The following is a 13459-nucleotide window of genomic DNA, read 5'->3' as shown; positions in this document are numbered from 1 at the left end:
TCAGGCCACTGCGGTCGAACCCGGTGTCCGTCCGACGCCCCGGCGCGGCAGCGGGTCTGTGCACGCGACCACGGTCGGGGCCACCGGGCACACGTCGCGCGCGGTGGCGTACGCCGTCAGCCCCGGCGCGTCGACGGTCGAGGGCGGATCCAGCCACAAACCGGTGACCAGGCCGACCGGTGACACCGCGGGCCGGTAGAACCGTTCGGTGTAGGTGCCGTCGAGCATGTCGTTGATCCAGCCCGCGGACAGGATCTCGTTGGCCTCCACGTTCCACGGCGACGAGAAGCCGGTGGCCAGATAGGCCACGAACTGCACCATCCCACTGGTGCTCTGCATGGAGTCGGAATGGTGTCCCCCGCGGACCAGAGCGCCGGTGAACATGTCCGGCCTGACCTGCTTGAGGCGTTGGCTGGCGTGCCCCCTGTTGTTCCACGAGTCGGGGGTTGCGGCGAGGTTGTACACCGGGATCGAGCGCGGGATCTTCGCCAGATCAGCTCGCAGCACCCCGTACTGGCCGGCGCCGTCGAGCATGACCACGCCCGCGAGGTCGCCGGCGAGCCCCTGCTCGGTCATGTACCTCGCGGTGCCCACGGCCAGACCTCCGCCTGCGGAGTGTCCGACCAGCACCACGCGGGTAGGCAGCGCGGTGCGCCAACCCGCCTGCTGGGCGCTGGCGGTGAGCGCCTCTCGGTCGCCGGAGAACAGTTCGGCGATCGCGCGGTGCGTGGCGGGCAGCGTCAGCGGGAGGTTGTCGGTGTCGAAGACGTTCCAGGTGAGCGTCGGCGCCACCACGATGCTGTGCGTCTTCTCGGCGAGGTAGGCGGCGGTCGCGGTGTAGAACGACGCGCTCGCGAGCATGCCGTGCTGCAGATAGATCAGGCCCTTCGGAGCCGTCTTGCCGGGCGGGAAGTACCAGTCGGCCGAGACGACGACACCGTGGCCCAGATCCAGCGACGACCTCTCTACCCGGACTCGGCTGCCGAACGGCGCCCGGGCCGGTCCGGCCAGGAACTGCATCGTGCCGGTGTACCAGTTGTAGAACATCGTGCTGATGTCCTCGACGACGTCGAAGAGGTTGAACGTCGACGCGCCAATCCAGGGTGAGCTCGCGGCCGCGAGCTGGATGACGGCGGCGCCGTCGCGAGCCGACAGATCGGTCTCGACGGACTCGACCAGCGGTGACGGCGGCTCCGCATCGGCCCCGGCGGCGGCCTCAGGTCCGGCCGGCTCGGTGGGCCCGACGGGCTCGACCGGCTCGCTGATCGGCTCGCTGATCGGCTCAGGGTCCGGCAGCGCGTGCCTGCCCGGCGTGGGCGCGGCGGCGCCAGGCGGAACCGGCGGGCTGTCCCCGCCGATCTCGCCGCCGTCCCCGCCGATCTCGTCGTCGGCAACGTCGGGCTCGTCATCAGCCTCGTCGAATGCCTCGTCATCGGCTTCGGGTTCGTCGACTTCGGGTTCATGGGCTTCGGGTTCGTCGTCGGCCTCGGGTGCTTCCGTGTCCCGGTCGTCCTCGGCGTCCTGCTCGTCCTCGGCGTCCCGGTCGTCCTCGGCGTCCCGGTCGGTGTCCGAGCTGGCAGAGGCCGGCTTGTCCGCATTTCCCGAGTTGGCCGACGTTCCGTCGTCGGCCGAAGCCACCCCGGCACCGGCGAGCATCGCCGCCGAGAATCCCCCCGCCAAAACGCCTGCCCCCAGCCAGACTCGATAGCGGTCGACCATCACTCTCCCGTTGTCAGATATCACGCAGCGACGCCGCGCCTGGATCTCCAAGAGGGTTTTCCGACGCGAACATGCGATTCTGGCAAACTTTATAGCGCGAGAGCTAACATTTTCAAGAGGAAATTAACGTCGACGCGTATCTGTGCTTCGCAACGGCGATCGCGGCGCAAAACCGCACGACAACGGCACGTGCGCGCGCACGGGAAGGTGCAGTATCGCGTTGGCAGCGAATGCTAAGACACCACCCGGCGCAGGCCGGGTGGTGTCAGTAGCTCAGAGTCGGCGAATCAGCGCTCGCCGGCAACCGGGATGCGCCCGGTCGGGGCGTCGTCCTCGGTCCGCTGCTGCGTGTCGTCGGGGTAATCCTGCGACGAGTAGTTGCTCTGGCGGTCGAGATCCTCGCGGATCGCGGACTGGGCGGCGGGCGGCAGGGTGTGCATGATCTCGCGCACACGCGCCTGGCGCCTGGCCCACGGCCTTGCGCTCCGGCATACCCGGGGTCGCCATCACCTGCGGCGGCACGCCCTCGATCTCCTCGGTGCCGCCGTCGTGGTGACCGGCGTCGACCATGGCCTGCTCTTCGGCCATCGTCGACTCGTCCTTCTCTTCGGACATACCGATCGGGCCGATCCGGCGGCCGTTGAGGAACTGCTTGACCACCGGCTCGTCGGAGGTCAGCAGCACCTCGCGGGGGCCGAACATGACCAGGTGCTTGCGGAACAGCATGCCCATGTTGTCGGGCACCGTGCGGGCGATGTTGATGTTGTGCGTCACGATCAGGATCGTGCAGTCGATCTGCGCGTTGATGTCGATCAGCAGCTGCGACAGGTACGCGGTACGCACGGGGTCCAGACCGGAGTCCGGCTCGTCGCAGAGGATGATCTGCGGGTCCAGCACCAGCGAACGGGCCAGGCCGGCGCGCTTGCGCATTCCGCCGGAGATCTCACCGGGGAACTTGTCCTCGTCACCGGCCAGACCGACGAGGTCCAGCTTCTCCATGACGACCTTGCGGATCTCGCTTTCCTTCTTCTTCGTGTGCTCACGAAGCGGGAACGCGGTGTTGTCGTACAGGCTCATCGAACCGAACAGCGCGCCGTCCTGGAACATGACGCCGAACAGCGTGCGGATCTCGTAGAGCTCCTTGGCCGAGCACTCGATGATGTTGGTGCCGTCGACGATGATCTTGCCGCGCTCCGGGCGCAGCAGACCGATCAGCGACTTCAGGAACACGGACTTACCGGTACCGGACGGCCCGAGCAGAACGCTGACCTCTCCGGCGGGCAGGTCGAAGGTCACGTCCTCCCAAATTCGCTGGGCTCCGAAGGACTTCGTCAGTCCCTCAACCTGAATGCCAATGCCCACGCGAATTCCTTCCGCCCAAAACTAAACGACAAGCCACAGATTCCCACCTGTGGCTTGAGTCACTGTAACCTACGCCCGTTCGCGGCAACACTCGGTCGGCCGACATCGTCCGCGACTCCGGGCCCCGGACAACTGTGGGGCCGGCCTGTTTGCCAGGCCGACCCCACAGCTTCCAGATAAGGCGAATTACTTGACGGTGACCGTCGCGCCGGCAGCCTCGAGCTTGCCCTTGGCGTCCTCGGCGGCGTCCTTGTTGACCTTCTCCAGCAGCGGCTTGGGGGCGCTGTCGACCAGGTCCTTGGCTTCCTTGAGGCCTAGGCCGGAGACGATCTCGCGGACGACCTTGATGACGCCGATCTTCTTCTCGCCGGCGGACTCGAGGATGACGTCGAACTCCGACTGCTCCTCGGCGGCCTCGGCGGGGGCACCGGCGGCGGGGCCGGCAGCGGCAACGGCGACCGGGGCCGCGGCGGTGACGTCGAAGGTCTCCTCGAACTGCTTCACGAACTCAGAGAGCTCGAGCAGGGTCATTTCCTTGAAGGCGTCGAGCAGTTCGTCGGTGGAGAGCTTGGCCATGGTGATGGTCCTTCCTGATTACTTCGGTTGGGGGGTTTGTTACGCGGCGGATTCGGAGTTTTCCGAACCGGCCTTCTTTTCCTGCAGAGCTGCGGCCAGGCGAGCGACCTGGGACGCGGGGGCTGCGAACAGCGCCGCGGCCTGGGACTGCTTCGCCTTGAGTGCGCCGGCCATCTTGGACAGCAACACCTCACGCGACTCGAGATCGGCGATCCGCTCGACCTCGGAGACGGTCAGCGCGCGACCGTCCATGTAGCCGCCCTTGACGACCAGCGCCTTGTTGTCCTTGGCGAACTTCTTGAGCGCCTTGGCAGCGTCGACCGGCTCACCCTCGATGAACGCGATGGCGGTCGGGCCGGTGAAGAGCTCGTCGAGCCCCTCGATACCCGCCTCTGCCGCGGCACGCTTCACCAGGGTGTTTTTGGCGACGGTGTAGGTCGTCGACGAACCCAGGGACCTACGCAGCTCGGCAAGATTGGACACCGTCAGGCCGCGGTACTCGGTGACGACGGTGGCCGTCGACTCCTTGAACCTCTCGGCGATGTCGGCGACCGCGGTGGCCTTGTCAGCCTTGGCCATGCTTGCCTCCTCGTGATGGTTGGGATGTCCACCAACCGCAAGCCCGAGAGGCGACTGAAAGTCCGGAAAACACAAGCGCCCCGACGCAGACAGGTCGGGGCGCACAAGAGTACGTATCAGACGTACCAGCCTCGTCCTCCTGCGTGGGCCGCCGGGTGTCTGGTGAGCCGCTTGCGCGAGAACAACAGATGCATCCGGACCTTCAACCGATTGCTCGGTGACCGACGGTCTTCGGTGGAACCGGATCAGGATAGCGTGCCGTGCCGCGATCAGGCAAAACGCGGGGACCGGGCCAGCGCGGCCGCCCCGACCAGGCCCGCGTCCCCGGCGAGTTCGGCGGGCACCACCTGCAGCCCGCGCAGGAAGTCCAGCCCCGCGTACGAGGTCAGGGCCTCGCGCAGCGGATCGAACAGTAACCCGCCGGCTTTGGCGACGCCCCCGCCGACGACGACGAGGTCGAGGTCGCACACCGCCGCCACCGACGCGATTGCGCGCGCGAGTGCGTCCGCGCCCCGGTCGAACGCGCGCAGTGCCACCGGGTCGCCGCGGCCGGCCGCGGCCGCGAGTTCTCTCGCGTCGGTGCCGGCGGTCCAGCCCTGTTCGCGGGCCCACCGCACCAGGTGCGGACCCGCGGAGACGGTCTCGACGCAGCCGCGGCCGCCGCAGGTGCACGGCGCCCCGCCGGGTTCGACGACGACGTGCCCGACGTGGCCCGCGTTCCCGCTGCGCCCGTGGTACGGGGCTCCGGTCAGCACGAGCCCACCGCCGATCCCGGTGGAGACCACCATCCCCAACAGGAAGTCGGCGCCGCGGCCGGCGCCGCACCACCACTCCCCCATCGCCATGCACAGTCCGTCGCCACCGAGCGTGACCGGCAACCCGGTCAGGTCCGCGACCCGCCGCACGATCGGAAATCCCACCCACGCAGCGATGTTGATCGGGCTGACCGTGCCCGCGGGCACATCGATCGGGCCCGCCGATCCGACCCCGACCGCCGACACCGGACCCGGTGCGGCCTCCCGCACGTCCGCCAGCAGCGATGCGACCGCCTCCCACACCGTCTCGGCATCGCGATCGGGGGTGGGCCGCTGGACATGGTGCACCACAGCGCCGTCGGGGTCGACGAGTCCGGCGGCGATCTTGGTGCCGCCGATGTCGAGAGCCAGGACGAGGTCGTTCATCAGTGCCTGTGGGTGTTGTCGGGCTGCCGGGGGTCTCCGGGATGCTCGAATCCCTCGGCCAGCGTGGCGAGTTCGGCGGTCCGGGCGTCGAGCCACCTGCGGTATGCCCGTCGCCGGCCGGCGGCCAGCAGATGCCCGGCGATCTCGGCGCGCACGTCCGCGAGTGCCGCGACGGCCGGGGTGCGCCGCCAACCGCCGACTTCCCCACCGGATGCGCTGAAGCGCACCGGATTTCGCGCATGATAGGCGGCGACAGCCTCGTCGGTGACCTGGACGCCTGCGGTGACGGCGACGAACACCGCCCGGCCGACCGGGTCGGCCAGCGTGGCCGCCGCGACGCTGCCGATCTCCATACGCGCGACCATATCGGGCAGCAGTTCGCCCTCGGCGGGCGCCGCCGCCGGATCGAGACCGGCCGACGACGCGACGACCACGGTCTCGGCGACCAGTACCTGGGTGAGCCAGCGACGCAGTTGGCGGGACTCGCCGGTGCCCGGCGCCGGCAGCGCATGCCGCAACGGTCCCGCCCGCACGGCGCGTTCGCGGGCGTCGACGTCGGCGACGGTGAGAACCTGCGACCCGACGGTCGCCGCGACGGCGTTCACCGCACCGTCACCCGGACCGCAGGCGAGTACACCAGTTCCCCCGCGGCGGCGATCCGAACAAGCGCCCACCACCGGCCGGGTTCGGTCCACGCCGGCGGCGCGACGTCGAACACGAGCTCCAGCGTGCCCCGCGGCTGGACGGAACCACCGGTGATGTTGGGCGTCAACCACTCCCAGGTGCCCCACGGGGAGATCAGGTGGCCTTCGACAGTGAGGTCGGTGTACGCGTCGGTGCCGACGGTGACGCTCAACTGCGCCACCGAGCCTGCGGAGACCTCGACGTCGCGTGGACCGGAGACCAGCCGCAGCAGCCTGTCGTCGTGGCGGCCCACCGACAGCACGGCCACGTCCTCGACGGTCTGCTGCCACGAGGCCGGTACCGCGGGGCCCGTGACGGCGAGCTCCGCACGCACCGGGTAGAGGCCGGCGGCCCCGTCGGGCACGGCGACCTCGACCGCCGATTCCAGGTACCCCCCGGGCGGCAGCACGAACGGCAGCTCCGCGACGCCGACGTCCCAGCCCGGCGGCGCGAGCACCCGCACCACGCCGTGCAACGGGGTGTCGGTGGCGTCACTGGCCGCGGTGAGCCGCAGCGCGACGACGTCACCGGCCTCGGCGTCCACCCGGTGCGGATGCAGGTGCGCCACCGCGGGCAGTCCACCCAGCGGCGCGGGCCCGCGGTTGTGCAGCCAGTACCTCGCATAGAGCGGCTGCACCGGTTCGGCATCGGCGCACAACGACACCTGGTCGGCGTCGGCGACCCGGGACAAGTTCAGTTGGGTTCTGAGAGTGGCTGTTTCGTAACCGTGCAGCGGCCCGTCGGCGGCGGCGACCGGCTCCTCGATCAGGTTCAGCCGCTGCGGGTCGTCGAGGTGACGCAACCCGGACTGCACCGAGATTTCGGCGGCGCGGCCCAGCGTCTCGACGACCCGGACCACCACCCCGGCTCCGGGATCGGCGGGCGTGCCACTGCCATGCGCAGTCGGGTTCCCCGCTGCCTTGACGGCGCCGACGCGTACCGCACGTTCGGGCTGCACCTCCAACAGCGAACCCGACGGCGGCAGGCCTCCGCCCCCGGCGTCGCGCCGTGCCCGCACAGCGATCAGCGGCTGGTTGAACTCCGCACTGCGAGAAGGCATGTCACAATCCCGCCAGTCGCCCACACCGGTGACGAGGGCATGGTCGAAGGTGTGGGTCCAGTGCTGGAGCGCAAAGTTCGATCCGTCCGGGGCGGTGCGCCGCGGGGGGTCGATCCAGGTTCCCGACGGCCACCCACTGCAGCTGCGCATCAGCGAGGAGTGCAGGGTGCCGTCGGTTTCGACAGCGAACCCGGGCATGCCGCGGTTGATCACCGCCACGGTGCGGGACTCGAACGGTTCCACCACGTCCTGGTCGACGACGATCTCGGCATCGGCCAGGTCGTCCACGAGCGCGGCCACCGCGGCCGCGGTGTCGCCGTCGGCGCCCAGGACCAGCACCGGCAGCGCGGCCGGGTCGCGCAGGTCGGCGCCGGGCACCCACACCGCGCGCAGCGGGCGACTCGCAGGCACCCACACGCGCGCGTCCCGCCGGTCATCGAGAACCTTTGCGGTGAAAGTATTCTCGTCCGGTCCGCCGATGCTGATCCGCACGTCTGGCAGGTTGGAGTCGACGGACAGATCGCCGTACCGCGGCGCACCGGCCTCACTGCACGTCGCGGTCACCCCCACCCGCCCGAGCGCGGCGATCAGCTCGCGGACCGCGTCGTCGACCGCCGGACAGATCACCTCGGCGACCGCGACCGCGCGCACCGATTCGCCGCGGAAGCGCACCCGCAGCGTCGAGGACAGCCCGAACCAGCCGTAGGCCGGGTTGTCCAGCGTGTACGGGAACTCCGCGGTGTCGACCGATGCCGCCGAACCCGGCGGGTGGAGCAGGCCGAAGCCGCGGCCGATCACCGCGCTGCCGACCTCGCTGACCGGCATCGCGCCGGGCACCGGGCACGGCCAGCGCACCCGCAGCAACCGGTCCTGTCCGGCGAAGTCGTCGATGGTGGTGCGGCAGTCCACCCGGTCGACGCCCCGCCACAACGTCAAAGTCTGTGTGTAGCGCAGAATTCCGGGGATCTTCCCGGTAACCACGATCCGCTCGACGAGGTCACTGCGCCAGGCGCGCACCGACGTCGCCGGCTGCTGCGCGGAGGTGACGACCGGCCCGCTGGGCAGCAGGTGCCAGGGACCCTCCCCGGCCACCGGATGCGCCGGATACTCGTCGTAGACCGCCAGTTCGTTGCCGACGCGGCCGTCCGCGATCAGTTCGCGGCCGCCGGCGACCAGCGAGCTGACCCCGCCGCCACGGGTGCCGTCGACGACAAGCCGGACGTACTCGTTGCCGATCGCGGCGCCGTCCGCAGGCTCCCATGACACCGCCGTCCCGTCGGGCACCAGCCGGTAGGACCGCCAGCCCAGCGACGGCACGTCGCGGGCCAGCCAGGTCAGCGAGTGCCCGTCGTGCTCGCTCAGCGCCGGCACCGGCCGCCCGTCGATGTCGACGACCCGGCCCGCGAACGGCTCGGCCAGCCGCACAGTGACGATGTCGGAACGATTGTGTGACAACGTGTTCCACACCACCACGGACGCGTCGGCGGCATCGACGGCATCGGAGAGCAGTTCCAGGGAGCGGTCGCGCGTGGTGACGCCCAGCTGCCAGGCGTCCCGCCAGCCGGTGAGCAGGTCGAGGTACACCTGGTCGGACTCCGAGCCGGTGATGCCGTCGTGGTGGGCGCCGTAGGCCAGCTGCACCCAGGCCTTGGCCAGCGCAGCCTCGGGATAGGTCGCCCCGGTCAACAGGCCGGCGAACACCGCGAACTGCTCACCCTCCAGCACCGCGAGTTCGGCGGCGCGGTTGGCCTGTTTGGTGTCGATGTAGGACACGTCCTTGCCGGTGTAGATCGGGTTCATGTCCCGGGTCTGCGCCGACGGCGTCCGGCCGGTGGCGTCGAGTTCGGCCCGCACCGCGGCGAAGAACTCGCGGGGCAGCGCGCAGACGAACCTCGGCCACGTGTAGCGGGCGTTCCAGTCGCGGTGGATGTCGGTCACCCACTTGTTCGGTGGGGTGTAGTCGGTGCCGACGGGCAGCAACACGTTGCGGGTCAGCGCGACCTTCTTCATCCGGGCGAAGAGGTCGTAGGTGGCGTCCTCGGCCTGCGCCAGCGACGGGGACGAATCCATCCACCAGCCCGCTGCGTAATGCGCGGGCATGTAGTGGGTGAGCACCCCGCGTCCGGACGGGGCGAGCCAGTCGAATTCGCTGGCGAACTGCATGCGTGCGGCGTCGCCGGCCTGCCCGTTCGTCGAGGCCATCGGGCCCCACTGGTGAAAGGGCCCGCGCGCCCACGAACTGGACGTCAGCCCGGCGTCGGCAGCCATCGCGGGGAACTGCGGGTCGTGGCCGAACACGTCGAGCTGCCAGGCGGTGGCCGGGTCGGCGCCCAGCACGTCGCGCTGGAAGCCGATGCCGTGCACGAAATTGCGGATCGCGGTCTCCGGCCCCGTGAGGTTGGTGTTCGGCTCGTTGTAGGTGCCGCCCATGATCTCCACCCGCCCCTCGGCCAGGAGCCTGCGCAGGTCGGCCCGGTCCTCGGGGTGGGTGTCCCAGTACGGCTTGAGGTAGTCGACCTCGGCGAGCACGAACTTGTACTCCGGTTCGCGCCTGGCCGTCTCCAGGTGAGCGCCGACCAGTTCGAAGCCGTTGGTCTGCCGGCACTGTCCCGGCGGGTCCTCGGTCCATGTGCTGGTGTAGGCGGCCTGGGTGTTCCACCACACCGGGTCGTAGTGGAAGTGGCTGACCATGAACATCGTCCAACCGGGTTCGGCATCCACGAAGTCGAAGTCGGCCGACACAGAGCCGGCCACCGCCCGCGCCGCGCGCCGCCTGCCCGGTACCGCACCGCTGACCCGGACGGACACCTCGACCGTCGTCGCATCCGGGCGGGCCACCGCTTCGCCGACGGTCTGCAGCCCCGGACCCGCCACGTGTACCGGCGTCGGCCCCACCGCGTCGCGGTAGTCGACCCGTACCACCTGGAACGGGGCGTCCGAAGGTCCGGTGAACAGCTCCGTCGATTCGGCGGAGATGACGTCCACCTCAGCACCCTAAGACTTCACGGAGCCGAGATGTAGGGGACGATGTAGCGACGTCCAGGAAATTCACAGGGAACTCGTTGCCGGTGTAACGAATGTGACATAGTCGAGCGATTCCCCGCACGAAACGTTCGTGAGCTCGTAACTGAAGGAGACGCCGATGCCCGTATCCACCCGAGTCCTCGTCAACAGCGCGAAAGCGCTCGGAATCGTCGGTCTCGGCGCGTTCGGTGCGGCTGCGTTCCTCGGTCTGGGCACCGGTTCGGCCGAGGCCGACGTCCGCAAGGTCGGTCCCGGCCCCACCGTCAAGAGCCGGCAGGCCTCCGAGAACTCGGTGATCCGGATCAACGACTTCGGCGTCGCACGCGGTATCTCCGAGGCGCGCGTCGGCGACGCCGGTGTGGTCAGCGCCCAGGGCGAGGTCCGCGACGGCACCATGGCGATCGTCGGCTCCAAGTCCCGTCCGTTCCGCGGTGGTTTCCCCGCGGGTCCGGCCATCGGCGACTGGTGATCTGACGGTCTGACCGTCAACGACGGGCGGCGCCGGCTATCCGGTCGGCGACCACCCGCACCGCCTCGATGACCTCGAGCGGTTCCAGCACCTCGAAGTCACACCCCGGCATCGCCAGCCACGGGATCATGCCCTCGGGATCATCGGCGCCCACGGTCACAACGCACGCGTCGGGACCGTCCGGTTCCACGTCCACCGACGCCGCGGGAAATGCCCGCTCCACCACGTCGTGCGGTGCGCTGTACCGCACCCGTGCCACGTACCGGTAGGGCGAGGACGAGATGGCCCTGCGCACGTAGGCCGCCGCGTCCGGCGCCTCCCGCGGCCGGAAGGTGGTGCCGACCGCGCGCACCTCCGACATCCGGTCCAGCCGCAGGCTGCGCCAGTCGTCGCGGTCGCGGTCGAAGCACAACAGGTACCAGCGCCGCCCGGTGGTCACCAGCTGGTAGGGCTCCAACCGCCGCCGGCTGGGCCGGCCGTGCATGTCCACATAGCCGCCCTCGACGTGCTCGCGGTCCCTGCTGGCCCGGGCCAGCGTCATCAACACCTCCGGTTCGACGGGCGTGTCGGTCGCGGCGCCCAGCGTCACCGTCGCCTGGTGCACGGCCGCCACCTGCGACCGCAACCGCGCAGGCATGACCTGGTCCAGCTTGGTCAACGCCCGCAGCGCCGACTCCCCCACCCCGGCCACACTGCCGCCCGCCGCGACCCGCAGGCACACCGCCATGGCGACGGCCTCGTCGGGGTCGAGCAGCAGCGGTGGCAGCGCCGCGCCGGCGCCCAGCTGGTAGCCGCCCCCGTGCCCGGTACTGGCGTGCACCGGATAACCCAGGTCCCGCAGGCGTTCCACGTCGCGCCGGACGCTGCGCGTGGTCACCCCGAGTCGTTCGGCCAGCGCCTCGCCGCTCCAGACGCGGCGCGACTGCAACAACCCCAGCAGTTGCAGCACCCGACCGGTCGTCTCCGCCATACCGCGAGTCTGCCCCACTCTGAGGACAGAAACTGTCCTAAACGACTGCCAGAGTGGGCTCATGGGCAACGACATGGCCACGCAGCTGGCAGATCAGCTCGACTGGCACTGGACACAGCAGTTGCGGCCGCGACTCGACGGCCTCACCGACGACGAGTATTTCTTCGAACCCGTGCCCGGCTGCTGGACGGTGCACCGCGACGGCGGCATCGACTACGAATTTCCGCCGCCCGAGCCTGCGCCGCTGACCACGATCTCGTGGCGGCTGGCTCACGTGATCGTCGGCGTCCTGGCCGCCCGCACCCACTCCCATTTCGGCGGACCGCCGGCGGATTACCAGACCTGGCCGTTCGCGACCGACGCCGAGACCGCGCTCGGTCAGCTCGACGAGGCCTACCGGGGCTGGATGACGGGCGTGCGCGAGCTGACCGACGCCGGACTGGCCACGCCGTGCGGCCCCGCCGAGGGACCGTGGGCAGCCGCGCCGATGTCGACGCTGATCCTGCACATCAACCGCGAAGTGATCCACCACGGAGCCGAGATCGCCTTGCTCCGTGACCTTTTCACCCACACCACCAAGGAGAACTGAGATGGCCGCCATGCCCCCGCCTATCGCCGACGAACGCGCCGGACTCAAGGAGTACCTGTACGCCCAGCAGTACGCGTTCCACGCGATCGCGTACGGACTCACCGACGAGCAGGCGCGGTCGACGCCGTCGGTCAGCGCTCTGTCCATCGGCGGTCTGATCAAGCACGTGACGAACTGCCAGCGCGGGTGGATGGAGCGGGTGGCCGCCGCGCCGCAGATGTGCGAGAGCGACACCCGTCCGATGGCCGACCAGGCCGCCTCGTACGGGGACGACTTCGTGATGCGCGACGACGAGACCCTCGCCGATCTGCTCGCCGCGCTCGACCGGCAGAACGCCGAGACGATCCGCCTGGTCGAGACCGCCGATCTCGGTGCGCCGGTGCCGGTTCCGCAGCACGTGCCGTGGTTTCCCAAGGATGTCGACGCGTGGTCGGTGCGCTGGGTGGTCTTCCACATGATCGAGGAACTGGCCCGGCACGCAGGTCACGGCGACATCATCCGGGAGAGCATCGACGGTGCCACGCTCTACGAGTTACTGGCCGGGTTGGAGGGCTGGCCCGAGACCGAATGGCTCAAGCCGTTCGTCCCGGTTCAGCGCAGCACGAGTCGCAGCGCGTAGCCGACGACGGCGTCGAGGTCGTCGCCGAGGCGTCCGGCCAGCCACTCCTGGGCCAGCTCGGCCATCGCGCCGGTGTACATCGCGGCACCGACCATCGCGGCGGTCGGATCGGAGCCGGGGTGCAGGCGCCAGCCCTCGGTCAGCACGGCTTCGCGGAGCAGGTCCTGGGTCGCGGCCCGGCGGGCGGTCAGCACCGGGTGGGTCCGGGCGTCGGTGAACAACACCCGGCCCCGGCGCGGATCGGCGGAGCTGAAATGCAGGACCGCGGCCATACCGGCGCGGGTGCGCTCCGGCAGCGATTCGCCGGCGCGCGACATGGCGTCCCCGACCACCGCGGCCAGCTCGGCGCTCACCCGGTCGTACACCGCGCCGAGCAGGTCGTCGGTGCCGCCGAAGCTCTCGTAGAAGTACCGGGTGTTCAGCCCGGCTTCGCGCGACACCGAACGCACCGACAGCGCGGCCTCGCCGCCGTCGCCGAACAGCCGGAACGCAGCGTCGACCAGCAGCGCGCGGCGCTCGGCGCGGCGGTCGGCCAACGACACACCGGCCCAACGCGTCGCGTTGGCCGGCGATGGGGACGCGGCAGCGGACACCGCTACAGCGTAGTGGTTCTGGCCACAAGCGTGA

11 protein-coding genes and 1 pseudogene are annotated in these 13459 nt (G+C 70.0%); 3 read left to right on the top strand and 9 right to left on the bottom strand.

Annotated features, from left to right (window positions below):
* The 7 genes and pseudogenes from C6A87_RS05280 to C6A87_RS05250 form a co-directional block, all read right to left on the bottom strand.
* Entirely contained in the window at positions 1–1680 is a 1680-nt protein-coding gene (locus C6A87_RS05280) for an alpha/beta hydrolase (RefSeq protein ID WP_311116301.1), read from the bottom strand.
* Between the two features lie 326 nt (positions 1681–2006).
* Positions 2007–3081: pseudogene (locus C6A87_RS05275) on the bottom strand (ABC transporter ATP-binding protein).
* Between the two features lie 186 nt (positions 3082–3267).
* On the bottom strand, positions 3268–3657 hold the full coding sequence (gene rplL / locus C6A87_RS05270) for a 50S ribosomal protein L7/L12 (RefSeq protein WP_003929624.1): 390 nt from the start codon (positions 3655–3657) through the stop codon (positions 3268–3270).
* 39 nt (positions 3658–3696) lie between these two features.
* Entirely contained in the window at positions 3697–4236 is a 540-nt protein-coding gene (rplJ, locus tag C6A87_RS05265) for a 50S ribosomal protein L10 (RefSeq protein WP_311116300.1), read from the bottom strand.
* A gap of 269 nt (positions 4237–4505) precedes the next feature.
* A complete protein-coding gene (locus C6A87_RS05260; protein WP_311116299.1) occupies positions 4506–5417 on the bottom strand; it encodes an ROK family protein in 912 nt (303 codons plus the stop codon).
* Positions 5417–6022 (bottom strand): malonyl CoA-ACP transacylase, encoded by a 606-nt coding sequence (locus C6A87_RS05255; RefSeq protein ID WP_311116298.1) that lies wholly within the window; start codon positions 6020–6022, stop codon positions 5417–5419. Before C6A87_RS05255 ends, C6A87_RS05260 begins: the two co-directional genes overlap by 1 nt.
* The gene (locus tag C6A87_RS05250) at positions 6019–10146 is read right to left on the bottom strand and encodes an NEW3 domain-containing protein (protein WP_311116297.1); all 4128 of its coding nucleotides are present in this window, start codon (positions 10144–10146) and stop codon (positions 6019–6021) included. The genes C6A87_RS05255 and C6A87_RS05250 overlap by 4 nt, the downstream gene beginning before the upstream one ends.
* 157 nt (positions 10147–10303) lie before the next feature.
* On the opposite strand from C6A87_RS05250, the gene C6A87_RS05245 reads away from it, so the two are divergent.
* On the top strand, positions 10304–10654 hold the full coding sequence (locus C6A87_RS05245; RefSeq protein ID WP_311116296.1) for a hypothetical protein: 351 nt from the start codon (positions 10304–10306) through the stop codon (positions 10652–10654).
* Between the two features lie 16 nt (positions 10655–10670).
* Here C6A87_RS05245 and C6A87_RS05240 read toward each other — a convergent pair whose 3' ends face one another.
* Positions 10671–11624 carry a YafY family protein gene (locus C6A87_RS05240; protein WP_311116295.1) on the bottom strand — a complete coding sequence of 318 codons (954 nt, stop codon included), beginning with the start codon at positions 11622–11624 and terminating at the stop codon, positions 10671–10673.
* Between the two features lie 61 nt (positions 11625–11685).
* On the opposite strand from C6A87_RS05240, the gene C6A87_RS05235 reads away from it, so the two are divergent.
* A complete protein-coding gene (locus C6A87_RS05235) occupies positions 11686–12213 on the top strand; it encodes a DinB family protein (RefSeq protein WP_311116294.1) in 528 nt (175 codons plus the stop codon).
* A 1-nt stretch (position 12214) separates the two neighbouring features.
* Positions 12215–12832 carry a DinB family protein gene (locus C6A87_RS05230; protein ID WP_311116293.1) on the top strand — a complete coding sequence of 206 codons (618 nt, stop codon included), beginning with the start codon at positions 12215–12217 and terminating at the stop codon, positions 12830–12832.
* On the opposite strand, the gene C6A87_RS05225 is transcribed toward C6A87_RS05230, so the two are convergent.
* A complete protein-coding gene (locus tag C6A87_RS05225; protein WP_311116292.1) occupies positions 12805–13425 on the bottom strand; it encodes a TetR/AcrR family transcriptional regulator in 621 nt (206 codons plus the stop codon). The two genes, C6A87_RS05230 and C6A87_RS05225, sit on opposite strands and share 28 nt — an antisense overlap.
* Between the last annotated feature and the right edge of the window lie 34 nt (positions 13426–13459).

The sequence above is a fragment of the Mycobacterium sp. ITM-2016-00317 genome (genome assembly GCF_002968295.1).
Taxonomy (GTDB): Bacteria; Actinomycetota; Actinomycetes; order Mycobacteriales; family Mycobacteriaceae; genus Mycobacterium.
This window is presented reverse-complemented; position numbering and strand designations above follow the sequence as displayed.

Bases quoted from the DNA above. Each gene is read 5' to 3' on its own strand.
- C6A87_RS05245 (WP_311116296.1), top strand. From the start codon at position 10,304: ATGCCCGTATCCACCCGAGTCCTCGTCAACAGCGCGAAAGCGCTCGGA.
- C6A87_RS05260 (WP_311116299.1), bottom strand. From the start codon at position 5,417: ATGAACGACCTCGTCCTGGCTCTCGACATCGGCGGCACCAAGATCGCC.
- C6A87_RS05230 (WP_311116293.1), top strand. From the start codon at position 12,215: ATGGCCGCCATGCCCCCGCCTATCGCCGACGAACGCGCCGGACTCAAG.
- C6A87_RS05235 (WP_311116294.1), top strand. From the start codon at position 11,686: ATGGGCAACGACATGGCCACGCAGCTGGCAGATCAGCTCGACTGGCAC.
- C6A87_RS05240 (WP_311116295.1), bottom strand. From the start codon at position 11,624: ATGGCGGAGACGACCGGTCGGGTGCTGCAACTGCTGGGGTTGTTGCAG.
- rplJ (WP_311116300.1), bottom strand. From the start codon at position 4,236: ATGGCCAAGGCTGACAAGGCCACCGCGGTCGCCGACATCGCCGAGAGG.
- rplL (WP_003929624.1), bottom strand. From the start codon at position 3,657: ATGGCCAAGCTCTCCACCGACGAACTGCTCGACGCCTTCAAGGAAATG.